Annotated in this window: 23 protein-coding genes; 10 read left to right on the top strand and 13 right to left on the bottom strand. The window is 50.9% G+C overall.

Translation table 11 applies throughout. The annotated features are described in order from the left end of the window. The first annotated feature begins 42 nt into the window (after positions 1 to 42). From RTV33_RS03795 to RTV33_RS03750, 10 genes are all read left to right on the top strand, one after another. Positions 43 to 1,551, top strand: coding sequence for an ABC transporter ATP-binding protein (locus tag RTV33_RS03795; protein WP_312641715.1), 1,509 nt, complete (start codon positions 43 to 45; stop codon positions 1,549 to 1,551). After that, entirely contained in the window at positions 1,544 to 2,668 is a 1,125-nt protein-coding gene (locus tag RTV33_RS03790; protein WP_312641713.1) for an ABC transporter permease, read from the top strand. The genes RTV33_RS03795 and RTV33_RS03790 overlap by 8 nt, the downstream gene beginning before the upstream one ends. Then, positions 2,658 to 3,584, top strand: a complete 927-nt coding sequence (locus tag RTV33_RS03785) for an ABC transporter permease (RefSeq protein WP_312641711.1) — start codon at positions 2,658 to 2,660, stop codon at positions 3,582 to 3,584. The genes RTV33_RS03790 and RTV33_RS03785 overlap by 11 nt, the downstream gene beginning before the upstream one ends. A gap of 75 nt (positions 3,585 to 3,659) precedes the next feature. Beyond that, positions 3,660 to 4,400 carry a nucleoside phosphorylase gene (locus tag RTV33_RS03780; RefSeq protein WP_312641709.1) on the top strand — a complete coding sequence of 247 codons (741 nt, stop codon included), beginning with the start codon at positions 3,660 to 3,662 and terminating at the stop codon, positions 4,398 to 4,400. 31 nt (positions 4,401 to 4,431) lie between these two features. After that, on the top strand, positions 4,432 to 5,262 hold the full coding sequence (locus RTV33_RS03775; RefSeq protein WP_312641707.1) for a purine-nucleoside phosphorylase: 831 nt from the start codon (positions 4,432 to 4,434) through the stop codon (positions 5,260 to 5,262). A 9-nt stretch (positions 5,263 to 5,271) separates the two neighbouring features. Continuing rightward, complete coding sequence (locus tag RTV33_RS03770; protein ID WP_312641705.1) at positions 5,272 to 6,567, top strand: amidohydrolase; 1,296 nt, start codon at positions 5,272 to 5,274, stop codon at positions 6,565 to 6,567. Positions 6,568 to 6,578: 11 nt separating this feature from the next. Further along, entirely contained in the window at positions 6,579 to 7,220 is a 642-nt protein-coding gene (locus RTV33_RS03765) for a class II aldolase/adducin family protein (protein WP_312641703.1), read from the top strand. Between the two features lie 21 nt (positions 7,221 to 7,241). Next, positions 7,242 to 8,276, top strand: coding sequence for a s-methyl-5-thioribose-1-phosphate isomerase (locus tag RTV33_RS03760; protein WP_312641701.1), 1,035 nt, complete (start codon positions 7,242 to 7,244; stop codon positions 8,274 to 8,276). 69 nt (positions 8,277 to 8,345) lie between these two features. Beyond that, on the top strand, positions 8,346 to 9,557 hold the full coding sequence (locus RTV33_RS03755) for an MFS transporter (protein ID WP_312641699.1): 1,212 nt from the start codon (positions 8,346 to 8,348) through the stop codon (positions 9,555 to 9,557). Between the two features lie 159 nt (positions 9,558 to 9,716). Then, complete coding sequence (locus tag RTV33_RS03750; RefSeq protein ID WP_312641697.1) at positions 9,717 to 10,886, top strand: ROK family protein; 1,170 nt, start codon at positions 9,717 to 9,719, stop codon at positions 10,884 to 10,886. Positions 10,887 to 11,054: 168 nt separating this feature from the next. Here the strand turns inward: RTV33_RS03750 and spoIVA are convergent, their stop codons facing one another. From spoIVA to def, 13 genes are all read right to left on the bottom strand, one after another. Then, positions 11,055 to 12,533 (bottom strand): stage IV sporulation protein A, encoded by a 1,479-nt coding sequence (gene spoIVA, locus RTV33_RS03745; protein WP_312641695.1) that lies wholly within the window; start codon positions 12,531 to 12,533, stop codon positions 11,055 to 11,057. 25 nt (positions 12,534 to 12,558) lie between these two features. Next, positions 12,559 to 14,094 (bottom strand): SPOCS domain-containing protein, encoded by a 1,536-nt coding sequence (locus tag RTV33_RS03740; protein WP_312641694.1) that lies wholly within the window; start codon positions 14,092 to 14,094, stop codon positions 12,559 to 12,561. Positions 14,095 to 14,244: 150 nt separating this feature from the next. Then, positions 14,245 to 14,325, bottom strand: a complete 81-nt coding sequence (gene spoVM / locus RTV33_RS15660; protein WP_396327216.1) for a stage V sporulation protein SpoVM — start codon at positions 14,323 to 14,325, stop codon at positions 14,245 to 14,247. A gap of 21 nt (positions 14,326 to 14,346) precedes the next feature. Continuing rightward, entirely contained in the window at positions 14,347 to 14,496 is a 150-nt protein-coding gene (locus RTV33_RS03735; RefSeq protein ID WP_312641693.1) for a hypothetical protein, read from the bottom strand. A 108-nt stretch (positions 14,497 to 14,604) separates the two neighbouring features. Next, positions 14,605 to 15,228: a thiamine diphosphokinase gene (locus tag RTV33_RS03730; protein ID WP_312641691.1), complete on the bottom strand. Its 624-nt coding sequence runs from the start codon at positions 15,226 to 15,228 to the stop codon at positions 14,605 to 14,607. Further along, on the bottom strand, positions 15,225 to 16,112 hold the full coding sequence (rsgA, locus tag RTV33_RS03725; RefSeq protein ID WP_312641688.1) for a ribosome small subunit-dependent GTPase A: 888 nt from the start codon (positions 16,110 to 16,112) through the stop codon (positions 15,225 to 15,227). The genes RTV33_RS03730 and rsgA overlap by 4 nt, the downstream gene beginning before the upstream one ends. 101 nt (positions 16,113 to 16,213) lie before the next feature. Next, positions 16,214 to 18,253, bottom strand: a complete 2,040-nt coding sequence (pknB, locus tag RTV33_RS03720) for a Stk1 family PASTA domain-containing Ser/Thr kinase (RefSeq protein ID WP_312641686.1) — start codon at positions 18,251 to 18,253, stop codon at positions 16,214 to 16,216. Between the two features lie 33 nt (positions 18,254 to 18,286). Next, positions 18,287 to 19,021 carry a Stp1/IreP family PP2C-type Ser/Thr phosphatase gene (locus RTV33_RS03715; protein ID WP_312641684.1) on the bottom strand — a complete coding sequence of 245 codons (735 nt, stop codon included), beginning with the start codon at positions 19,019 to 19,021 and terminating at the stop codon, positions 18,287 to 18,289. Further along, entirely contained in the window at positions 18,993 to 20,063 is a 1,071-nt protein-coding gene (gene rlmN / locus RTV33_RS03710; protein ID WP_312641682.1) for a 23S rRNA (adenine(2503)-C(2))-methyltransferase RlmN, read from the bottom strand. Before rlmN ends, RTV33_RS03715 begins: the two co-directional genes overlap by 29 nt. Continuing rightward, the gene (gene rsmB, locus RTV33_RS03705) at positions 20,060 to 21,415 is read right to left on the bottom strand and encodes a 16S rRNA (cytosine(967)-C(5))-methyltransferase RsmB (RefSeq protein ID WP_312641680.1); all 1,356 of its coding nucleotides are present in this window, start codon (positions 21,413 to 21,415) and stop codon (positions 20,060 to 20,062) included. Before rsmB ends, rlmN begins: the two co-directional genes overlap by 4 nt. Before the next feature lie 60 nt (positions 21,416 to 21,475). Beyond that, positions 21,476 to 22,174: a zinc metallopeptidase gene (locus RTV33_RS03700; protein WP_312641678.1), complete on the bottom strand. Its 699-nt coding sequence runs from the start codon at positions 22,172 to 22,174 to the stop codon at positions 21,476 to 21,478. 196 nt (positions 22,175 to 22,370) lie between these two features. Then, a complete protein-coding gene (gene fmt, locus RTV33_RS03695) occupies positions 22,371 to 23,297 on the bottom strand; it encodes a methionyl-tRNA formyltransferase (protein WP_312641676.1) in 927 nt (308 codons plus the stop codon). A gap of 150 nt (positions 23,298 to 23,447) precedes the next feature. Then, positions 23,448 to 23,912, bottom strand: coding sequence for a peptide deformylase (gene def, locus RTV33_RS03690; protein WP_312641674.1), 465 nt, complete (start codon positions 23,910 to 23,912; stop codon positions 23,448 to 23,450). Positions 23,913 to 23,921: the final 9 nt, after the last annotated feature.

Raw genomic sequence — 23,921 nt, 5'->3', positions numbered from 1 at the left:
CACTGACGGGCGCAATTCTATATACAAAGGGGCTTGATTAGTTTGTTATTAGAAATGAAGGACATTACCAAGCTGTACGGTTCGCTGCTGGCAAACGACAGCATCAACCTGACGCTCGACAAAGGTGAGATCCTCGCCGTAGTCGGTGAAAACGGTGCCGGTAAATCGACATTGATGAAAATTCTGTACGGGCTGGAGCGACCAACCAGCGGTGAAATCTACCTGAACGGCAAACAGCAATCGTTTCGTTCTCCGCACGATGCAATTGGCGCGGGCATTGGTATGGTGCAGCAGCATTTTATGCTGTTTTCGGAATTTACCGTAGCTGAAAACATTGTATACGGCAACGAGCCAAAAAGAAAAACACTGTTTTTTGACCGCAGCGCGGCAGACAAGCTGGTGCGAGAGCTCAGTGAAAAATACCTGTTGGATGTTGACCCGCGCGCAAAAATTAAAAACTGCCCTGTAGGATTACAGCAACGTGTTGAAATTTTAAAAATCCTTTACCAAAATGCGGATATCATTATTCTGGATGAGCCCTCCGCAGTACTTACCCCGCAGGAAGTCGGCGATCTGCTCAAAACCATGAAGCAGCTGGCCGCCCTCGGCAAAAGCATTATTATCATCACCCATAAGCTGCATGAGGTTATGGAAGCCTCCGACCGTGTTATGGTCATGCGCTCGGGTCAATTTGTAAAAGAAGTGAAAACTTCCGAAACCAGCATCGAGGAGCTTTCGTTCCTGATGGTTGGCAGAAGAATTATTGATAAAGTGGTGCCGGAACAGCCCACCACAGGCAAGGTGCTTTCGGTTTGTGACCTTCGCCTTACCGACAGCCAGGGTAAAAAAGCGCTCGACGGGCTTTCGTTGCATGTGGATGCAGGCGAAATCGTTGGCATTGCAGGTGTATCGGGCAACGGCCAGTCTGAGCTGATTGATTGCATTACAGGATTAACCAAAGCAGATTCGGGTGAAATAAAGCTGCTCGAGAATGACATCACCCGCGATTCGGTGGGTAAAATTCGCGATCTCGGCTGCGCCTGTATTCCCGAGGACCGCTACAAGTGCGGATGTGCCGCAGAAGCTACCATGACCGAAACCGCGCTGATGGCTCATCAGTATGAACCCCGTTTTTCCAAGCGCGGCGTGCTGAAGAACAACGTAATCCGCAATTATACGACCGAACTGCTGCAGCGCTATGATGTTAAGTACAATGGCTTATTTCAAAAAGCGGGTGAGCTTTCGGGCGGCAACATTCAAAAGCTGATTGTGGCACGCGAAATTGAACAGAACTCACCCCTGCTGATTGCGGCAGAGCCTACGCGAGGTGTAGACATCGGTGCAATGGAATTTATTCACGAAAAACTGCTTGAAAAACGCAAAGAAGGCGGCGCAATTCTACTGCTATCCTCCGAGCTTTCTGAGATTATGGAGCTTTGTGACCGCATTTACACCATATTTGACGGTAAAATCAACGGTGAGTTCACAAAGGCAGAGGCCACCGAGGAAAAACTCGGTCTGCTGATGATGGGAGGAAGCAAGAATGCCTAAACTTGAGAAAAAACCGGATACGATGAAGCTTTGGGTGAAGTCCTCCTGCAAAGAATTGGGGCAGCCGCTGCTTGCCATCGCTGCCGGTCTGCTTATCGGTGCGGTTATCATTATGGCAATGGGCGAGAGCGTACTTGAAATATACGGGGCGATGTTCAAAGGCGGCTTTGGTACCAGCTTTTACTTTTTGGCTACGCTCACCCGCTCAACCCCGATTATTCTGTGCGGTTTGGGCGCGGCATTTGCATGGCGCGCAGGTTACATCAACATTGGTGGCGAGGGCCAGCTGATTTTTGGCGGCTTTGTCACAGCAGTTTCCGCACTTTACCTACCATTTAATGGCGCATTGGGCGCAGTGATTGCGATTGCACTCGGTATGCTGGCGGGGGGCCTGTATGCACTGCTGGCCGCTTGGCTGGATGACCGTTTTGGCGTAATTCTTGTCATCTCCACCCTAATGTTCAACTACATCGCCAACTACATCACCTACTATTTTGTATCCTTCCCGTTGAAAGATAACACCGGCGACGGTCTGGTAGCAAAAACCCTCACCATCGACAAATCAATGTGGATTCCCCGCCTCGGTCTTGTCAAGGGCAGCACCTTTCATTACGGCTTTTTTCTCGCAATCCTTGTAATGCTCATCATACTCTTTATCATTAAAAAGACAACCTTTGGCTACGAAAGCCGCATGGGCGGGCTGAACAAAAGCTTTGCCGAATACGGCGGCGTTAAACGCACCAAGGTGATGTTTATTACCATGTTCTGTTCGGGTGCTATCTGTGCGTTCGGTGGTTCCATCGAGGTACTGGGGCTCAAGCATGTTTATATGCACGACATGCTCAAAAGCCCCAGCTACGCCTGGACCGGACTGATGGCGGCACTGATTGCAAACCTGAACCCTGTGGGCACCGTAATCTGCTCCATCTTTTTAGCCGGCATTCAAACGGGTGGTGCCGCCATTGAGCGTTCTACCAATGTTCCGCTCGAGATTACCATGGTTATTCAGGCGGTCATTACCCTGCTTGTTTCGGCAAAATTACTGACAAGGGCAGTTCGGGCGAGAAAAGTAAAAATAGCGAAAGCAGCCGAAGGGGGTGCGCAGAATGAACATTGATTTGGAGTACATTGCGGTGGTGATTAACTCCACCATTCGTATGATGACACCGGTTCTCTACGCAGCGCTTGGCTCCGCCATCTGTAGTAAGGTTCGGGTGTTCAACATTGCGCTTGAGGGGCAGATGCTCACCGGCGCGTTTATGGCAATTGTAATCAACTACTATACGGGCAGTGTGCTGCTATCGGTGCTGGGTGCAGCACTTTCGGGCATGCTTGTGGCGCTGATTGTAGGCATTTTACAGGTGAAATTTCAAGCACGCGACATGGTCGTGGGTACCTCAATCAACCTGCTGATGCTTGGCGCGACAACCTTTTTACTCTATGTCATCTTTGGTGTAAAAGGCGTATTTACCGATGCCCGCCTCAAAGGTCTGCCAAAGATTGAACTCCCTATTATTAAGGATATCCCTTTCTTAGGCACGGTGTTTGCAAGGCTCACCTTTCTCGATTACTTTGCAATCATTATGGCTGTCGTTCTGTATCTCTATCTGTTTAAAACCGTGAGTGGTTTTCGCCTGCAAGCGGTGGGCATCAACAAAAAGGCTGTTAACTCACTGGGTATCAATGCCGATCGTACCCAAATCGGTGCGGTGGTGTTCTCCGGGCTGCTTTGCGGGCTGGGCGGCGTGCTGCTCACCCTCGGTCAGGTAACCCTCTATACCGAAAACGTAACCGCAGGGCGTGGCTTTTTTGCTATGGCGGCTTCCAACCTCGGCGGTGCACACCCCATCGGTGTCGTAATTTCAAGCTTCTTTTTCGGCTTTGCAGAGGCAATCGGCAATGCACTGCAGGGCACCGCAATCAAGAGCCAGCTTACCATGGCCCTGCCTTATATCGTAACCGTTATTGCACTTGTTTTCTCCAGCGGTAAACTCCATAAACGTTCCCCTGCTATAAAAACCAAAAAATCTTAATTTTATTTTACCAATTTTGCCACAATTGGTCGGTGCAGTAAAACACATCATAATAATAGTAAGGAGTAGAAGTTTATGTCTGATCAGAAAAAATTTCCCTGTATTCAGGTAGCGGCGGGCGAGATTCACCCCCGCGTTATCACCTGCGGTGACCCTGCCCGCGCAGAGCGTATTGCAGCCTTGCTGGATAACAGCAAATGCCTTGCCAAGAACCGCGAATACTGGACATACATCGGCGAGCACAAGGGTGTTCCCGTCACTGTTACTTCGCACGGCGTGGGCTGCGGCGGCGCCGCTATCGCATTCGAGAGCCTGTGGCGCGCAGGCGCTAAGGTTATCATCCGTGTGGGTACATGCGGCGGAATGCAGCCCGAGGTAACTGCGGGCAGCATTGTTGTTGCAACTGCCGCCTGCCGCGAAGAGGGCGTAACCGAAAAAATGATTCCCCTCTCTTACCCCGCTATTGCCGATACCGACGTAGTTTATGCTCTTACTAAAAGCGCAAAAGAAAATGGCATTGCCGTACACAAGGGCATTGTTCTGACACAAGCCCTGTTCTACCCAAGCTTCCTCGAATCTACCGTAAAGCTGTATGCAAAAGCAGGCGTTAAGGCAATGGAAAACGAGGTTGCAAGCTTGCTGGTGGTAGCCTCGCTGCACGGTGTAAAGGCAGGAGCCATTATTGCGGCCGACGCACCTGCGTTTGAGCTGGTTGGCGTTGAGGGCTACGAGCCGGATACCGATAAGGTAACACAAGCGGTAAACGATCAGATAAAGATTGCACTGGATGCTATTATTGCAGTAGAATTGGATTAGTTTATCTTAAATAAGAAAGGATTGACTTGTTATGCAAAAATATACTTACGAGTTTTACAAAGAAAGCGCAGATTATATTTTAAGTAAAATCCCCCATAAGCCCGAAATCGCTTTGATTTTAGGTTCTTCGCTCGGCTCTCTCGCCGATGAAATTGAAGATCAGATCGTTATTGACTATAAAGACATCCCGAACTTTTTGGTTTCCACTGTGGAATCTCATGCAAGCCAGCTGATTTTCGGTAAGCTTTCGGGCAAATATGTGGTTTGTATGTCAGGTCGCTTCCACTACTACGAGGGCTACGAATTTGAGCAGCTTGCCGCTCCCATCCGCGTATTCAAGCTGATCGGCGTGCAAAAAACCATCCTCACCAACGCTGCGGGCGCAGTCAACACGGCTTACAAAGTTGGCGATATCATGATCATCAACGACCACATCAAGCTGATGGGCGCAAGCCCCATGAGAGGCCCCAACCTACCTGAATTCGGTTTGCGCTTCTTTGACGTTTGCGAAATGTACACCCCTGCGCTGCGCAAGCTGGCGATGGACTGTGCGAAAAAGCTTGGGCAGGAATACCGCATGCAAAACGGCACTTACTTCTTCTGGATGGGCCCGCAATTCGAGACGCCCGCTGAAATTCGTGCCATCCGCACTCTTGGTGGCGACGCTGTGGGTATGTCCACCGTTACCGAGGCTCTCACCGCGGCGCACTGCGGTATGGATTTGCTCGCACTTTCCCTGATGACCAACATGGCGGCGGGCGTACTGCCTCAAAAGCTTTCGGGCGAAGAGGTCTCTATTGCAGCGCACGATGCTTCCGGCCGCTTCAAAGAGCTGCTCCGCGAAATCATCAAAGAAATGTAGGTGCCCGCTATGCTTTTTAAAAACATTACCATTATTGATGAAAACTATGAAGCGCAGGAGCATATGAACCTGCTTACCGATGGTAAGAAAATCACTTATATTGGTAAAGATATGCCCGCCGGCTACGAGGGCGAAATTTATGACGGCAGCAATAAGGTGGCGATGCCCGGCTTTTTCAATATCCACTGCCATGTACCCATGACGCTGATTCGGGGCTACGGCGAGGGGCTGCCCCTGCACCGCTGGCTGCACGAGCGCATGTTCCCGTTTGAAGCACTGCTCACCCCCGAGGATATGTACTGGGGCGGTCTGCTCGGCATGGCGGAAATGATTGCAAGCGGCGCGGTATCGTTTACTGATATGTACATGGAGATGGACGGCATTTCCAAAGCGGTGGAGGAATCGGGCATGAAGGCGAACCTGTCGCATGGCTGCTCTGCCTTTAGCGATGACGTACATTTTACCGACGTAAACGGCTACAAGGGCATCCATTACCTGATGGATTACGTTAAAAACGCAAATCACGACCGCATCATCGGTGATACCTCGCTTCACGCGGAGTACACCTCCACCGAGACCCTGGTGCACGAAATTGCACAGTTTGCAAAAGAAAATCACCTCAACATGCACACTCACATTTCTGAAACACAAAAGGAACATGAAGAATGCAAGCAGCGGCGCGGCGGGCTCACGCCTGTGCAGTTCTTCAACAAATGCGGCGTGTTCGATGTGCCTACCACTGCGGCACACTGTGTGTGGATAGAGGGTGAGGACTTTGACATTATGAAAGAAAAGGGCGTCACCGCCTGCCATTGCCCGTCGAGCAACTTAAAGCTCGGCAGCGGCATTGCCCCTGTTAAAAAGATGCTGGAAAAAGGCATCCGCGTCGGCATCGGCACCGACGGTGCGGCGAGCAACAACAACCTTAACTCGTTGGAAGAAGTCAACCTTGCCTCCATTCTGCAAAAGGGTGCGAACAACGACCCGTTGTTCTTAGGCCCCCAGCAACTGCTGGAGCTGGCATGCAGAAACGGCGCGCTCTCGCAGGGCAGAGCCGACTGCGGCAGCATCAAGGTGGGCAATCGTGCGGATATTGTGGTGTACGACCTCGACAAGCCTCACCTGCAGCCTGTTTTTGATGTACTCTCCAACATCATGTACTCTGCGCAGTCCGGTGACATCTGCCTGTCGATGATCGACGGCAATGTTGTTTATAAAAACGGTGTGTTCACAGGCATCGACCTTGAAAAGGTACTGTTCCATGTGAACCGCATTAAGGATGAGAAATTAGCGCAATTGAAATGAGGATTTAGCCAATGACGATATTAGAGATGAAACAAGCTGTTTTGGATTACTCCAAGCAGTCGTATGAAGAAAAATTATTTGCAGGTACCAGCGGCAACCTGAGCATGCGTGACCCGGAAACAGGTTTGGTTGCCATTACCCCCGGTTCGATTGCGTACCCAACCATGACAGTTGATGATGTGATGGTGATTACTCTCGACGGCGAGATTATTGAGGGGCACAACAAACCGTCCTCCGAGTGGCGTATGCACACCGAAATCTACAAAAACCGCGACGATGTACATGCGGTGGTACACACCCACTCGCCCTATGCTACCGGCTTTGCTGTCACTCACGACAACATCCCCGTCATCCTCATTGAGATGATGTTCTTCCTGCTGGGTGATGTTCCTGTAGCCGAATACCGCATCCCCGGTTCGGCAGAGCTTGGAACCGAAGCATTGAAGGTGCTGCATAACCGCACCGCCTGCCTGCTTGCCAACCACGGTGTACTCACCATCGGCCCAAATCTCGACAGGGCGCATATTCGCGCCGTCTACACTGAGGACGCAGCAAAAATCTGCACACAGGCTAAAATCATTGGCAACGTACACGTAATGTCAAAAGAAGAACAAAACAAAATGCGCCGTCAAATGGGCGTGCCGGAAGAATAAAAAACAGGGAGGATAATTATTATGATCAGAGCAGACAAAGACCTCGCTTTTATGCTTCAATACGAGAATATCGCGTGGTATGAGGACGGCAAGGTACGCATCCTTGACCGCCGCATCTACCCTATCCGCACCGAGTTTGTAACCTGCACCAAACACCAGGAGGTTGCTCAGGCAATTGCCGACATGGTTACCCAAAGCGGCGGCCCTTATACCGCAGCGGCAATGGGCATGGCGCTCGCCGCTTATGAGTGCCGCGATAAGAACCAAGCCGATATGATGAAATACCTTGAGGATGCGGCTTATACTCTTTCGCACGCACGTCCCACTACGGTTGCCAAAATGGTGAAAACAGTAAACAGCTGTCTGGACGCCGCCTGCGTGGCAATTGCCTCCGGTGCAAACGTTGTAGACGCTGTGTTCAACCGCGCCCTTGAGGACGTCAACCAAAAATATGAGAGAATTGAGAAAACCGGTATTCTTCTCGCAAGCAAGTTCCCTAAAAACGGCACAGTTATGACACAGTGCTTTGCAGAAACCATCATTGGTATGATGCTGCGTGCCTGCCGCAACAATGGCAACGAAATCAAGGTCATCTGCCCCGAAACACGCCCCTACTTCCAGGGTGCGCGCCTTACCGCAAGCTGTGTGTGCGACATGGGCTTTGATGTCACCGTAATTACCGACAATATGCCCGGCTATACCATCAAACAGAAGAATGTTGATGTGTTTACCTCGGCAGCCGATGTTATTTCGATGGATGGCTATGTTGTCAATAAAGTGGGTACCTTCCAAATTGCGCTTGCTGCAAATTACTGGGGTGTACCCTACTACGTAACCGGCACGCCCAACCTTGCCCACCCCACAATTGATACCGTCACCATTGAAGAGCGCGACCCTGCCCTTGCCATGGACTCACTGGGCACCAAAACCACGATGGACGGCGTAAAGGGCTTCTACCCTGCGTTCGACATTACTCCACCAAACCTTTGCGACGGTGTCGTCACCGACAAAGGCATCTTCCCGGCGTTCGATCTCGCCGCTTACTACAACCGCTGATTCAATCGATTCCTTGCCGTCGGCTTATCTGGTCGGCGGCATTTTTCTGAGGAAAGAAGGCAACCTCCTATGGATCGTATCAAGTTTTACCGCAGCATGCAGCTCATACTCGGGCTGCTGCTGATGCTGTTCTCCGGGCTGCTGTTTGCGTGGTCGGTGTTTGTCGCGCCGATCGAAAGCGAATTTGGCTGGGACCGCGCACAAACCTCAATGGTGTTTACCGTTTCTATGAGTGTATCGGTGGTGGGCGGCATGTTTTCGGGCTATTTTACCGCCAAAAAGTCGGTGCGATTCTCACTATTGGTGGCGGCAGGGTTGGTTTTCGTCGGGTTTTTAGGCGCGGTTAAGATTACCACCCTGTTCGGGTTATACTTATTTTACGGCGTATTCAGTGGCTTTGGTGTAGGTGTATGCTACAACTGCGTGCTCACCGCGGTCGTATTCTGGTTCCCTCAAAAGGCAGGCACCGTCACCGGTTCACTGCTGATGGCATTTGGGCTGGGTGGGTTGGTACTCGGTTCCGGCGCTACGTCCATGATCAATTTGTGGGGCTGGCGCACCGCGTTTCTAATCATTGGCATGATCTACTTCGCGCTGCTGGTGCTTGCGGCAATCGTGATGCGCATTCCCGCCGCCCCTGTTGCAGCATCACCGGCGACCGGATCTGTGTCGCAACAAGCCGTACCCGATGTTCCTCCGCGTGAAATGGTGCGCCAACTGCCGTATCAGTTGTTTGTGCTGTGGGTAATCATCACCGGCGGCGCGGGGCTGATGATCATTGGGCATGCAGCACCCGCCGCCATCGACATCGGTGCCACCTCCGCGGCAGCCGGTTTCGTCGCCGGCGTTGTGTCCATCTTCAACGGGTTTTCACGCCTTGTGTGGGGCCATCTGCTCGACCGCGTAGGACCCCGTTTCACCCACCTGCTCATTGGGTTGTTCCTCATTGCGGGTGCCCTACTGAGTATTTTGGCCTTCACCTCCGGCTCTATCCTGCTGCTGGCGGCGGGCTTTTCACTGGTGGGCGCGGTATACGGCGGCACCTCCATTGCGCAGAACCATTTTATCCGCGCACAGTACGGCATGAAATATCTGGGCTTTAACTATGCACTTACCAACCTTTCCACCATCGCCTCCTCTCTGTTGGGGCCTATGGTTGCAGGTATGATGCAAACCGCCTACCACAGCTATGTGCCATCGTTCTTGGCTTTACTTGCCTTTGGCACTGTGGCCTGTGTGCTCACGGCACTTATTTTTCGAAAATCCAAGGTAGATGCATAATTGCTTCGCTGTGTTACAACAACACGAATCAAAAAACACCTTGCTAAAAGGTGTTTTTTCTTTTCTGCATAAATAAAGGACGTAAAGATTGGCTGTTATGCCATTGCTAATATTTTTTATACTAATTATAATAATTATTAGAAAATAGAGGTGGTAGAAATGAGTAAAATCCACAGTGTAGTGGATATCCGCAAGAATCACATTAAATATATCATAGATTATCTGCGTGGTAAAGATGGAGTGACCAAAAAACAGATTTCCGCCGACCTGAACCTCAGCTTTGCCACAGTTTCCAACCTGTGTAACCTGCTGTACGATATTGGTATCATCACCGAAGTTTCAGAGGAGGATACCGGAAGCGTCGGTCGCACTCCAAAATGGATCAGCCTGAAACTCGATACCTATTACATCGTCGCTATCGATGCTCACAGTGCAGGGGTTATTGAGCTGAACCTGTGCGACTTGTGCGGTTCGGCTGTTTGCAGCACCCGGGTTTATTATGATATTAACGGCAGCTTAGAAGCATGCTTGGATGCACTCGCGCAAAGCTATAACCGTTTTTTAACAAACGCACAAAAAGAGGCTGTTATTGGAATTGGTGTGGCGGTGTCGGGTATTTACGACCTTGTTACAGGTAAAATTGTCGCTTCAGAGCTTAGCCTATACGAGGGCCAGCCTTTGCGTCTCATGCTTGAGGAGCGCCTAAGTAAGCCTGTCTTCATCGAGAATGAATCTACACTCTGCGCCATCTGTCTTGCTGAAAAACGCAAGCTGCAAAACATCCTGTACTTTTACCTCGGTGAGGGTGTCGGAATCGGCATCATCAGCGAGGGCAACAATATCATCGGGCGCAGGGGATATTCCACCGAAATTTCTCACGCTCCACTCGGGCGGCTCGCACGAAGCTGCGCTGTTTGCGGCAACAAACGCTGTTTTCAAACCGATCTTTCGGTATATGGCTTTGCAGAAAAATTTGACGGCACCGAACCGTCCATTGGCAACCTGGCGGCATGGCGGCAGTTTCTTGCCGCGCTAGAGGCGGGGGACCATAATGCCCTTGCAGCAACCACTGAAAATGCTGAGGTTTTGGGCGAAGCGGTTTCGATTATGGTAAACCTGTTCGACCCCGAGGCAGTGGTAATCGGCGGCATCAACCAAACCCTGTATGAAACCATGCTCCCTGTTATTCGAAGCATCAATAATTCGCGGCGCGCGGTAAAAGCAGCCATCGAGCCCGAGTTTCTACTGGATGAAAACAGCAACCGCACCATCATTGAAGGGGCCGCACAAATGGTTTATGCACAGTGGCACCCGCCTTTATCCCCTTAGCGTTTTCAGTTTTTTACAAAAAGTAAGAAGCTAAGTGCCACTCATAAAGAGAATCACGTATTAGAAGCATTGAACCAAACAAGAGGTACGGAACTTATTTGTTCCGTACCTCTTGTGATGTTTCCCAATGAAGCCACCCAATTATGGGTGGTTTTTTTGCGTATACCGTTACAGTATAATGCATATTAATCCGGTGCAACCCTCGTTGATAATACGTTCAATGGTCTCCTGCAGCTTAATGCGTGCATCCTCGGGCATACGGTAAAGCTTGTTGTGCAGCCCCTCGTTTACAAGTTCATGCAGGCTCTTACCGAAAATATTGGATTCCCATATTCTCGCAGGGCTCTCCTCAAACTCTTTGAGTAGGTACATTACCAACTCTTCGCTTTGCTTTTCGCTGCCCACAATGGGGCTTACCTCGGTGTTGATGGTGGCACGCATCATGTGGATGCTCGGTGCGCTCGCCTTCAGCCTTACCCCATAACGCCCGCCCTGTTTTACAATTTCGGGCTCCTCCAACGTAAGTTCATTCATCGTCGGCATCACAATTCCATAGCCCGTAGCCGCTACCTGATCAAGCGCGCCTTTCACCTTTTCGTACTCACACTTCATCTGTGCAAGCTCGATCATGCAGGGCATCAATGCCTCTTCCGACTCTATTTCAATACCGGTGGTTTCACCAAGCACCTTATAAAACAGTTGGCTCGGGATGTTAACACACAGTCGTGCCGCCCCCTTGCCCAGATCGATACCCATGATCTGCGCATTGCTGACATTCTCACATTCTGAGATAGCAGGCATTTTTTCTTTAATCTGGCGCATATGAGTAATATCGTTGCAAGCACCAAAGATCGAACCCATCAGCGAGCTTTTCAGCCAGTGATCTTTTCCGAGTGAAAGAATCCAGCGTGGCATTTCTACACTGATTTCTCTTACCGGGAACTCATACAGTACCGAGGCCAAAATTTCTTTAATATCAAGCTCTTCTAGGTCAAGGCAGTTTACCGCCAGCACCGGAACACCGTATTTCGCCTGCATGTTATCGCGCAGGTCCTGCGCTTGAGGGGTGTTTGGGTTGACGCAGTTGAGCAGCACCACAAACGGCTTGTTAATATGCCTCAGCTCGTCGATGACACGCATTTCGGCTTCTTCATACTCGGCACGCGGAATATCGCTGATGCTGCCGTCGGTGGTAACCACCAACCCAATGGTGGAATGCTCGGTAATTACCTTTTGAGTACCGATCTCCGCCGCCATGTTAAACGGAATCTCCTGATCGAACCACGGGGTCATTACCATTCTCGGCGCGTTATTCTCCACGTAACCCAACGAGCTTGGTACTATGTATCCAACGCAGTCGATCATCCGTACCTGCAGCGATGCGTTATCGTCCATGTTGATTTCTACCGCTTCCTCTGGGATAAACTTCGGCTCGGTAGTCATAATGGTCCGGCCTGCCGAAGATTGCGGCAATTCATCGGTAGCGCGTTCGCGGCGGTATTCACTTGGAATATTCGGCAGCACCAGCGTCTCCATAAACTTTTTGATAAAGGTTGATTTACCGGTTCGAACCGGCCCCACCACCCCGATATAGATGTCGCCTTGCGTGCGGGTGGCAATATCCTGATAGATATTACGTGTTTCCATAATTTCCGTTACCTCCTTCGCCCTTTCAAACAATCAGTGGAATGAGCAGTGTGGCGCGGCTTTGCAGCAGTTCTTTTTCCATGGAGTTTTCTTCCATCACCGCCGCCACCGAGGTGTGATACCGCTTCGCAATATCCCAAACGCATTCGCCCTGCTGCGCAAAGTAGATGGTAAGGGCGGTATTTCCGTCCCGCTTTTGAGGCTTGGTTTCATCCACCGCAAGGTCGCTCATCACATCGCATTTCATTATGCCATACAGTGTGCCGCAGATGATAATCTCTGCTCGAACCTCAACCCTTCCATCTCCAGTTGGAGTAAACTCGCATGAAGCCGCCTTCATCGTAATATCAGCAAGCAGGTTCTCTTCCTGATCTGTCAGCTCAACCATATGGGTAAAATCGACAGGCTTCTCAAAATAAACCGGATTGTTTTCGTTATCCATCGCGAACATGCTCAGCATCAGCCTGCCGTCAAGCTGTACTCCGCTATCCACCAGATTACCACCTGTAAACGCGGCGTCACACCACATGTGCAGTACCGACACTACCTCATCGGGCAGCTCGAGATGCTCTTTATAGTGGTGCTTGTCGTCCACGACATCAATCAGCCTAAGTGCTGTAATTGGGCGTTCGGCAAAGCTTGATTCATAGGTGGTAGAAAATGCGTCGGTAACTGCTTGAACGTGTGTATTGCGGTGTGCCTTTGCCACCGCGCAAAGGGTTACCTCGGCAGAAAGCATAGTGCTTTCACCGTCCAGGTCGGCTTTGGGCTTAATGTCGCAGGATATTACACGGAAGCGTACATCGCATTTGCAGTCCTCATCCACGCCTGAAAGGTCAATGATCTGGCTGATGGGCAGATTGTACTGCATGGTCTCCGGCCTTTCATCTTCTTCACAGAGGTAGAACAGGTTGATGATCAGCTCGCCTTTCACTACAATCTTGTTTGAGATCACTTTGCAGTCGGTTGCTACTGCCTGCACCTGTTTGCGCACAATTGCACCGATTGCAGATTTTCCATAGCCAAGCTCCAAATCCTCGCGCACGGTAAACTGGCGCTCTGCGGTACCCACCACGCAGGTTGTGTTCATTGCATTTTTGCGCAGCTGAACACCGCCGCCCTCAGCGTCGCTTACAACATTTTCACTCTTTTGTGCAATTACCTTTGCCGATATTGTCATGGCACCGCGAATATCAACCCTGCGCTGATTAACGGCACGGCAGTTGAGGTAATCTACCGTAGCGGATACACTGACCGTTGGGTTCTCGGGGGTGCACTTGAGATCCAACACCTTGCTGAAGGGCGTTTTGTGCTCACTGCACCGAATTTGCCTGTTTTCTGACAGGTAGTACAATTCCAGCAAAGCGTACCCCTCTACCGTAAGGCTACTGCCCTCCACGGTAGTTTGTGTGAACACAGGTGTGGCGCAGCATTTCAGCACCTTCATGATGTCGGGGCAATAGTCCGGCAACAGCACATCACACTCTATGGGCAGCTCTGTAAATGAATCGTAAACTACCTCATTTACGGTAACCGATTCTTTGATAACCTTTAGCTCCATAAGGATACTCTCCCCTTCTTTCAGTTTCTACAGTAACTATATTCGCTTGTTGTCCTAAATATGCGATGTGTATGCAAAGAAAAAGTGCTGTACATACAAAAATAAGACCATCCGCAAGCAGCGGACGGTCTTATCTGCAATGGCGCGCCATCAGTCATCCTTTTTGATCTTAAAGATCAGTCGGAGCAAAGGCGCTAAGAATCTTGGGCTTTTTACCACAACAATTTTCATTTATGTACCACCCTTCTAACGCTAAAGCATCAGGGCACCCAGCACAATGAGTGCAATTGCCGCCAGTGTCAGCAGTACCCATAAGGGGCAAAACAAAACAACCAACAGCCCCACACCAATTGCAATGGCTATACCGCACCAGTTTACACACCTGCCGCACCGTCTGCGCATACGCTCACCGTCCTTCCCTCTACTTTTATTCTTGCTTTATCATACGCATTTCGAAAGGTTTTGGTTACAAACATAAAAAAGGGTGCCTTACGGCACCCCAACTTGCTTTTATTCTTTGGATAACACAATCATCAGCTTTCCTGCACCGCATGAAATGGTAGCGGTATCTGCCTCAAACTCATTGCTCACTCCAATTGGAAAGGTGTTTGTGACGGTTGCATTGGTAAGCGGATATTTCACACCTTTTTCATAAACACCGGTGCAGGCATCACCAAACGCAAATACCGAAAGTTTGTACCCCTCCAGCCGCGGTAAATTTACCGTGTCTGCCCCAATCATGGTAACAAGATTTTTGCTGTCTGCCAGAAGGACAAAACAGCCCTGCTCACAGCCATACGCTACTGTTTGCAGGTTGGCAATGGTATGGTCAAGCCTGCCCCCAATGCCGCCGACGATAATAAACTCGTCAAAGCCTCGCTCTATGCCGCGCTTTAAGCAGAGCAGTGTATCGGTGTCGTCTTTTTCCGGGGCAGCACGTTCTACCTCAATGCCTGCTTCAACCGTGCCTTCAAACGAGTCAAAATCACCGACCACAAGGTTGGGCACAATTCCCTCTGCTGCCGCAAAAGCATATCCGCCATCCGCACAGATGATAAAATCATCCGGACGTATGTGGACAATGTTTTTTATTGCTGTCTCGTTGTGGGCGGCTATAATAATACAGCGCTTCATTTCAGTTCCCACTCCTTTAAGTCTTTCACGTCGTTCCACATGCTTACATAGCTTTCGTGGCGGGTCGGCTCAATCTCCCCGCGTTCCAGGGCGGCAAGTACGGCACAGCCCTTTTCTTTGGTGTGAGAGCAGCCCGTAAATTTGCACTTCTCGCTGTAATCGGCAAATTCACGAAAGCATTCTGCCAAATCTTCTTTCAGAATCGTCTCGCAGCGTTCCAGATCGAGCGATGAAAAGCCCGGTGTATCGGCAACATATCCCCCCTCCGGCAGGGGGAACAGCTCTACATGGCGGGTGGTGTGCCGCCCTCTGCCCAGCTTCTGGCTAATTTCGGCGGTGGGGATGGCAAGCCTTTCGTCCAGACGGTTGAGCAGGCTGGATTTACCCACGCCCGAGTTGCCTGAAAACGCACTGATTTTACCTGAGAGCTGTGCACGCACCGCATCTATCCCCTCGCCGGTGGTGTTGGATACCTCTATCACACGAAAGCCCGCATGGCGGTAGATATCGGCAATCTCACGTGAATCCGCCCTATCTTTTTTGGTAAACACCAAAAGCGGATCGATGCTCTTGCGCTCGGCAATGGCAATCAGCCGATCAATCACCAGAAGGTTAGGGACAGGCTCACAGGTGGAAATCACCATCACGAGCTGGTCGATGTTGGCAAGCGGCGGGCGCACCAAAACATTTTTGCGCGGTGCAATCTCCACCACATAGCCCTTGCCGCCGTCGGTCATTTCCACCTTTGCGGTATCACCCACAAAAACCTCCTGCCCGCGCTTGCGGAACACACCGCGTGCACGGCATTCAATCAGCTCGTCACCGCATTTCACATAGTAGAACCCGCTCATTGCCTTCATAATTAACCCGCTTTTTTCATCCATCCTGCTTCTCCCAAATATTAAGATGTTCCCTGCTTAACTTTGCAGGAGCGGCAAGACCTTCACTGGCCTTGCCGCTTTTTTTCTTTGTTCTCGCTATACTATTATTCAAAATCGTCAGAATTATCCGTAATGATGGAATGGGTACCATGGCTGAAATCAAGCTCCAGCTCCCAGTAAACCCGCCCATCGATATAAATTGTGGCATACTCAGTGGTGTATTCGCTTTCAAAGGTAACCGACCATGTCTTTTCTGCCTTGGGGTTCAGCGAAGCCTCTTTCACCACTCTACCGTCCATTTCGGCTTTCAGCTTCACCTCTTTGTCAAGCTTTTTGGGCAGCTTCACCTTTACAATCATGCGCACAATATCGGTATCGCCCTCGTAAACGCTGATATTGACCGCTGTTCCCTCTGCCACCATACGTCCGCTGTCGCCCTCACCCAAGGCCTCGGGGCTTTGTGCCACTACGGTGCCCACCGGGGGTTCGTCTTCGAATTTATCGGGGTCAAGCTGGCTGTAGGTGATAGGAGTTACCGTACCTACCTTCAGGCGGCTCATAGCAAGTGCCGCCTTCGCTTCTTCTTTATCCATCCCAATCAAATCCGGCACCGGCACCAGCTTTTTCTCGGCGCCCATACTTACATATACAACCACCGGTGTATCGGTGGTGATTTCACTCCCTTTGGGCGGGTCGGTTTTGATGACCTGACCTTTGGGAATATTCGGGTGGTTGATGTTGGATTCGGTCGCCTTGAGCCCTAAGCTTTTTAGCCTTGCCATCACCTCAGCTACCGGCATACCGGCGTAATCCTCCATCACCACCGTTTGCGCGCCGCTGCTTACCTTTAACGTAATAGTGCTGCCCTTGCGCACTCTGCGTCCCGATTTTGGAACCTGGTCGATAATAATTCCGCGCTCATACTCGTTGTTGGGCACATCCTCGCGCTCAATCTTAAATTCTTTGCCGTATTTCTGGTTAACGGTGGAATACTTCTGCTCTACAAAGTCGGGCAGCTTGATCTGTTCCACCGATTCAAATGGATTGTTTGTGTAAAACATCCAGAAAATAAACAGTGACGATACCAGCAGGAATGCTCCCGCTACACCTGCCAAAATTGGCAGCACCGGTGTTTTTTGCACGATCTCCTGCTCCCCCTCTCCATGATCTGTATGCGAGCGCGGCTTCGGTGCCCCTCTTGCGGGTACCGGCTTGCGTCTGCGCGGCGGCGGAGGTGCCGCTTTCGTACGATTTATGGTATTGGAAATCTCTTTGGGCATTGGCTCAGTGAGATACTTGTATTCAAAGCTGATGCTGGGGTTGCGCTTGAATTCATCGATATCCCGCAGCATTTCGGCAGCAGAGTGATAACGCTTGTTCACGTCCTTCTGCATAGCGCGTATCGTTATCATCTCAAGCCCCTCGGGGATATCGGGATTGATCTCTCGTGGACGTTTGGGAATCGATTGAATCTGCTTGATTGCAACCGAAACGGGGCTGTCTGCTTCAAACGGCAGCTTGCCGGTGAGCATCTCGAACAGCATGACCCCCACCGAGTAGATATCGGTTTGCTCGTCGGTGACATCGCCGCGTGCCTGCTCGGGGCTAATGTAGTGTACCGAGCCGATAGCGCGGTCGGTAAGCGTTTTGGTTTCAGAGCGTGCAAAGCGGGCAATGCCAAAATCGGTAATCTTGATGGTTCCATCGTAAAGCAGCATGATGTTCTGCGGTTTAATGTCGCGGTGAACAATACCGCGGTCGTGCGCATGCTGTAAGCCGCGCAGAATTTGTACGGTGAAATACACCGCCTCTTTCCATTTCAGCCTGCCCTGCTGGTCAATGTACTCTTTAAGCGATATTCCGTCGATATATTCCATCACGATGCTCTGCATCTGCGGGTTGAAAATAACATCGTATACCTTAACAATATTGGGGTGATTTAAGATAGCGATCGCCTTGGACTCATTCTTAAAACGACGCAGAAACTCTTCGTTGCTCATATATTCTTCACGAAGAATCTTTACTGCGACAATCCTGTCCTCCGCCGTATCATGCGCTTTATAGACATTTGCCATTCCGCCAACGCCAATCAGCTCCATAATCTCGTAGCGGCCGTCCAGCCGTTTGCCGATGTATCTATCCATGCACACTTGCCTCCTGAATTTGTGAAGTGTCGGTTATCGGTTACACAGAACCACTGCTGTAATATTGTCTGTACCGCCCTGTGCATTTGCAAGGCTAACCAAATTTTGCGGTACGTCCTCAATGTTGGTTTGCAGCAGGGTTTGCAGCATAATCTCCTCCGCCACATGGTTTGTCAACCCGTCGGTACAGATCAGCAGCATCTGCCCCTCGGAAAACTCACTCTCGGTGTATTCGGCATCCAGTGCTTTACCTACACCCAAAGCCCGGGTAATGTAGTGCTTTTTGGGATGCACCGCGGCTTCTGCCTCGGTGAGCTCGCCGTTTTCAATCAGCAGCTGCACCACTGAATGGTCGCGCGTCATACGGCAAAGCTCGCCGTTCTTTACAAGGTAAGCACGGCTGTCGCCGGCATGAACAATATGCGCCATGTTGTTTTTTATCACACAAACCACCAGTGTGGTACCCATACCTGCCAGGTTTTCATCTTTCTTCGCCATTTCATAAACCAGCGCGTTCGCAACCGAAACCGCAGAAAGCATTACATTGCGGATGCTGTTGCTGTCGTAATCGTCGCGGTAATTTGAGCCTATGTGCTGTGTAATAATGTTTACGGCGTTGCGGCTGGCAATATTGCCGCCCTTTTCGCCGCCCATTCCATCACACACCACCGCGAGCAGAGCAATGTCTGAAAGGTTGTTAATGGCAAAGCTATCTTGATTGTTCGCACGAACTTTGCCTTTATCCGTCTTCCCGTAAGCCTTCAGCATTGTTTTCCGCCCCCTTTTCCTCTCTGCGAAGCTGGCCGCACGCCGCGTTGATATCCGCGCCCAATTCGCGCCGCACCGTTGCATTGATCTTGCATTTTTCCAAAACAGAAATAAATTTCTGAATACGCATACGTGAGCTCTTGAGATAGTCGCGTTCTTTTACCTCGTTGATGGGAATCAGGTTTACATGGGCCACCTGCCCTTTTAGCAGCCTGCCCAGCTGATGCGCACACTCCTCGGTGTCGTTGACGCCGTTTATCAGCGAATATTCGTACGATACCCGCCGCCCTGTATAATCAAAGTAATCGCGGCAGGCTTTCATCAGCTCGTCTATTTTGTATTTATGGTTTATAGGCATCAGCTTATTGCGCAGCTCGTCGTTGGGCGCGTGCAGCGAGATAGAAAGCGTCACCTGTGTTTTTTTCTTCATTAAATCGTAAATACGCGGAATCAGCCCGCAGGTGGAAAGCGACACATGCCGCATGCTCAGGTTAATGCCCTCGGGAGAGGATAAAATATCGAGGAAATCCATGACGTTATCAAAGTTATCCAGCGGCTCGCCAATGCCCATCAATACAATGGAGGAAACCCGTTCACCGCTGATCTTCTGCGCGTAATACACCTCATCCAACATTTCGCTTGGGGTGAGGTTGCGGCACAAGCCCAGTATGGTGGATGCACAGAAACCGCAGCCCATACGGCACCCCACCTGGGTGGAGATGCACAGACTGTTGCCATGCTTGTATTTCATCAATACGCTCTCCACTGCCTCGCCGTCGCGTAAACCAAACAAAAATTTCTGCGTACCGTCCAAACCAGAAACCAGCTTGCGGCGTACGGTAAGGGTGTTGATATAACACTGCTGCTCCAAACGCTCGCGCAGCGAAGCAGACAGGTTGCTCATTTCGGCAAAGCTGTCTGCCTGTTTTTGGTGCAGCCATTGGTAAATTTGCTTCGCACGGAATTTGGGCTCTCCCATCTCCTGCAAATAAGCCTCCAGCTTGGGCAGCGTCATCGATTTGATATCAACCGTCCCGCTCATAGGCACTCCCCATTTCTAACTCGTCTCAGTGTGGCTATAAAAAAACCGTCGGAATTCAGCATCTCGGGCAAAAGCGTAACCTTGTAAGCACCGTCTGCCCCTGTCAGCTTTTGAATATGCTCCGGCAGCGGCTCCGGGCAAAAACCGGGGTTATCTGCCAAAAATCGTTCCACCACCTCATCATTTTCCGCACGGCTAAGGGTGCAGGTGGAGTAGATCAGCTTGCCCCCCGCCTTAACATATTTTGATGAAGTTTCCAATATTTTATACTGAATTGCGGGTAAACCCTTTAATTCATCGGGGTTTTTGTAGCGGATTTCGGGCTTGCGGCGGATAATACCAAGCCCCGAACAGGGAACATCGCACAATACGCGGTCAAACTCGCCGCGGGTTTCGTCATAAACCTGTGCATCACCTGCCGCTGTTTGAATACAGTTAAGCCCCAGCCGCTTTGCGCCGTCCTGAATCAGTTTGGTTTTAAACTCGTGCAGGTCAAGCGAGAGCAATTCGCCCTCATTTTCCATCATCTGCGCCAGGGTAAAGCTTTTTCCGCCGGGGGCTGCGCATACATCCAAGCAGCGCATGCCCGGCTTCGCGTCTGCTGCCTGTACACAAAGCTGCGAGGAGATATCCTGCACGGTGAAATGCCCGCGTTTGTACAGTACAGGGTAATCGATTTCACCGGTCTTCTCCGCCTCAAGGCAGTTGCCGATGTCCTCACGAATGGCAACCTCCATCCCCTTTTTGCGCAGCGCCTCTGCCAGCGCCTCGGGGGTGTTTTTGAGGCTGTTTACCCTCAGGTAAAGCGGGGGGCGGTCTGCGGCGGCTGCAAGTATGGCTTCGGCCTTGTCCATCCCGTAATCGGCAATCCAATGCTTTACCAGCCATTCGGGTACCGAATGGCTAAGGCTTAAATATTCCACAGGTTTTTTAACACGGTCGGGCAAAATGCCGTCAAGGTTGCCACCATCACGCAGGAAGCTGCGCAGCACACCATTGATAAAGCCGGACGCATGTCCACACTTCATTTTGCGTGAAAGCTCAACGCTTTCGTTCACCGCTGCAGAGGACGGCACGCCATCCAAGTAGATGATCTGATACACCGCAATGTGCAGCAGCTCACGTACCTGCGGCATCAGCTTTTTCAGCGGCTGTTTGCAGTACTTCTGCAATACGGCATCTAGCGTAATTCGCCGTTCAAGCACACCGTAGAACAATGTTGTACAAAATGCCTTGTCACGCGGGTCGAGCTCACTTTTGCTCAGCTCGCTGTCAATGACTAAATTGGAGTAGCCGCCGTCCTGATTTACTTTTACCAACGCCTGTACGGCGACTTGTCTCGCACTTTTCATGTAGTCGTTCCTTGTCTATAAAAATCATTTTTTTGGTTTACACACAGCGGTTCGCCGTCGTCAGTCGTTGCGTCTGCGGTTGCCCGCAATCAGAATCAGCCGCAATAGGTTGGCTACCGCTACAATCAGAGCGGCAACGTAGGTAAGCGCGGCGGCACTGAGTACACGCTTTGCACCCTTCATCTCGTCGGAGGCGAGCATGTTTGTGCTCTCGAGCGTTTCGAGTGCACGGTTGCTTGCATTGTATTCTACCGGCAAGGTCACCAGCTGAAACAGCGCTACCGTTGCAAACAACAGAATTCCAAAGTTCACCAGCATATCCATCTGCATAATAAAACCGAGAAATACCAGCGGAATTGCCAGCCTGGAGCCAATGTTGGTAACCGGAATAATGGCAGCGCGCAGCTTAATGGGGGCATAGCCCGTAGCATGCTGTACCGCATGGCCAACCTCGTGCGCCGCAACGCCAACCGCCGCCACCGAGGTGTTGTTGTATACCGATTCACTCAGGCTCACCACATTGGTGCGCGGGTCGAAATGGTCGGTGAGCTTGCCGCGTACCTGCTGAATTTGCACATGCTGCAGCCCGTTGCGGTCAAGAATTTCGCGCGCCGCCTGCGCACCCGTATAGCCGCGCATATTCCGCACGCCCGAATAACGGCTGAACGTGCTGCTCACCTTCATCTGTGCCCACATTGCCAGCAGCATTGCGGGAATCACCAGAATCAGGTAGTAATAATCGTAATACCAACCAAACATAAGCTTTCGCCCCTTCTTCTATCGTCGTATCGCTGCAAAACCGCTACAGTTTTGCACTTGTGCGTGGTACAAGTATACGCATTAATGCGCTCATCATAAAGTACCCTGTTAAGCTAACCAAAATTTTATTGACTGGATATGACCAGGCAATAAATTTTCTCTAACACTTGATTTTGATGATGCCTCGTTCAAGCTTTCAGTCGCCCAACCGCTCCCCGATTTGCACGCGCTTGCCGTTCATAAAATCGGCCGCCGTCATGCGCTTTGCGCCCTCTGCCTGCACCTCGAGCAGCTCAATGGCAGCCTCACCACAGCCAACAATCATACGCTTGCCGTCTAAAATCATGCCTACTTCGCCGCAAAATCCTTCGGCTGCACGTGCCTTGTGCACCTTCAGCAGCTTGCCGCGGAAGGTGGTGTGCGCAACCGGCCACGGCGAAACACCGCGGATAAGATTGTGCAGTTCACGTGCACTTTTTGAAAAATCGAGCCTAGAAAGCTCTTTGTCGAGCATCGGCGCATAGGAGGACTGTGCGTCGTCCTGCATCTCACGGGGAACAGGCTCTCCGCTCTCAAACAGACGTATGGTTTGCTCAAGGCAATCCGCACCGATGATACAAAGGCGGTCAAACAGCTCGCCAGCAGTCTCATCCTCGCCGATGGGGGTTTCCATCTTCAAAATCATATCGCCGGTATCCAGCCCCTCCGCCATAAACATGGTGGTAACGCCCGTCACCGCCTCGCCGTTGATTACGCTCCACTGGATAGGACCTGCGCCGCGGTATTTGGGCAACAGGCTGCCGTGCACATTGATGCAGCCGAGTTTTGGTGCATCCAATATCTCTTTGGGCAGAATTTTACCGTAAGCCACCACTACGATTAAATCGGGCGCAAGCTCTTTGATGATTGAGAGTGCCTCGCCGTCGCGCATTTTTGCCGGCTGGAAGACCGGAAGATTATGCGAAAGCGCAAGCTCTTTTACCGGCGGCGGCATCATCTGGTAGCCGCGCCCCTTTGGCTTATCGGGCTGGGTAAATACACCCGCAATGGTCTGCCCCATATCAATCAGTTTTTGCAGACAAGGCACCGCAAAATCGGGGGTACCCATAAATACAATTTTCAAATAATATCGCTCCTTTTTAGGTGACGGCTGCACCCGCATCGGAATTTTCTACAGCTTTTACCGGAAAAGCTATCGAAATCTTACAGCTTCGAGGTCCGCAACTTATCGGTCGGGCTTGCTATCTCCGGCTTGCATGCGGGTGCTGCCCGCTTACTCCAGTTCATCCGGGGTGCACATGCGAATCACAAGGTCTTTAAATACCACACCGTTGAGATGATCGGTTTCATGGCACAGTGCACGTGCCAGCAAATCTTCTCCCTCAATGATAAATTCTTTTCCGTTTCGATCATATGCCTTGACAGCAACCTTTTCAGGACGTGCTACAATACCATACTGCCCGGGGAACGACAGGCAGCCCTCACTGTCCTCCACTTTGCCACCCTTTGAAATGATTTCAGGGTTTATCAGCTCGATCAGACCGTCCCCCACATCAATGACAACCACGCGTTTGAGCACCGCAACCTGTGGTGCAGCAAGCCCTACACCGTTTGCGTCGTACATGGTCTCTGCCATATCGTCGAGCAGCATTTTCAGCTTGTCGTCAAATACGGTAACGGGTTTTGCCACTTTACGCAGGCAATCTTCACCTTCTTTTGCAATTGTTCGTAATGCCATGTTATATTC

This window comes from Hydrogenoanaerobacterium sp., assembly GCF_032017025.1.
Lineage (GTDB): Bacteria > Bacillota > Clostridia > Oscillospirales > Ruminococcaceae > Hydrogenoanaerobacterium.
The sequence above is the reverse complement of the archived record's forward strand: the minus strand, read 5'-3'. Positions and strand labels throughout refer to the sequence as shown.

Coding starts and splice junctions, on each gene's coding strand:
- RTV33_RS03790 (WP_312641713.1), top strand. CDS start 1,544: ATGCCTAAACTTGAGAAAAAACCGGATACGATGAAGCTTTGGGTGAAG.
- RTV33_RS03785 (WP_312641711.1), top strand. CDS start 2,658: ATGAACATTGATTTGGAGTACATTGCGGTGGTGATTAACTCCACCATT.
- RTV33_RS03780 (WP_312641709.1), top strand. CDS start 3,660: ATGTCTGATCAGAAAAAATTTCCCTGTATTCAGGTAGCGGCGGGCGAG.
- RTV33_RS03775 (WP_312641707.1), top strand. CDS start 4,432: ATGCAAAAATATACTTACGAGTTTTACAAAGAAAGCGCAGATTATATT.
- RTV33_RS03770 (WP_312641705.1), top strand. CDS start 5,272: ATGCTTTTTAAAAACATTACCATTATTGATGAAAACTATGAAGCGCAG.
- RTV33_RS03765 (WP_312641703.1), top strand. CDS start 6,579: ATGACGATATTAGAGATGAAACAAGCTGTTTTGGATTACTCCAAGCAG.
- RTV33_RS03760 (WP_312641701.1), top strand. CDS start 7,242: ATGATCAGAGCAGACAAAGACCTCGCTTTTATGCTTCAATACGAGAAT.
- RTV33_RS03755 (WP_312641699.1), top strand. CDS start 8,346: ATGGATCGTATCAAGTTTTACCGCAGCATGCAGCTCATACTCGGGCTG.
- RTV33_RS03750 (WP_312641697.1), top strand. CDS start 9,717: ATGAGTAAAATCCACAGTGTAGTGGATATCCGCAAGAATCACATTAAA.
- spoIVA (WP_312641695.1), bottom strand. CDS start 12,533: ATGGAAACACGTAATATCTATCAGGATATTGCCACCCGCACGCAAGGC.
- RTV33_RS03740 (WP_312641694.1), bottom strand. CDS start 14,094: ATGGAGCTAAAGGTTATCAAAGAATCGGTTACCGTAAATGAGGTAGTT.
- spoVM (WP_396327216.1), bottom strand. CDS start 14,325: ATGAAAATTGTTGTGGTAAAAAGCCCAAGATTCTTAGCGCCTTTGCTC.
- RTV33_RS03735 (WP_312641693.1), bottom strand. CDS start 14,496: ATGCGCAGACGGTGCGGCAGGTGTGTAAACTGGTGCGGTATAGCCATT.
- RTV33_RS03730 (WP_312641691.1), bottom strand. CDS start 15,228: ATGAAGCGCTGTATTATTATAGCCGCCCACAACGAGACAGCAATAAAA.
- rsgA (WP_312641688.1), bottom strand. CDS start 16,112: ATGGATGAAAAAAGCGGGTTAATTATGAAGGCAATGAGCGGGTTCTAC.
- pknB (WP_312641686.1), bottom strand. CDS start 18,253: ATGGATAGATACATCGGCAAACGGCTGGACGGCCGCTACGAGATTATG.
- RTV33_RS03715 (WP_312641684.1), bottom strand. CDS start 19,021: ATGCTGAAGGCTTACGGGAAGACGGATAAAGGCAAAGTTCGTGCGAAC.
- rlmN (WP_312641682.1), bottom strand. CDS start 20,063: ATGAGCGGGACGGTTGATATCAAATCGATGACGCTGCCCAAGCTGGAG.
- rsmB (WP_312641680.1), bottom strand. CDS start 21,415: ATGAAAAGTGCGAGACAAGTCGCCGTACAGGCGTTGGTAAAAGTAAAT.
- RTV33_RS03700 (WP_312641678.1), bottom strand. CDS start 22,174: ATGTTTGGTTGGTATTACGATTATTACTACCTGATTCTGGTGATTCCC.
- def (WP_312641674.1), bottom strand. CDS start 23,912: ATGGCATTACGAACAATTGCAAAAGAAGGTGAAGATTGCCTGCGTAAA.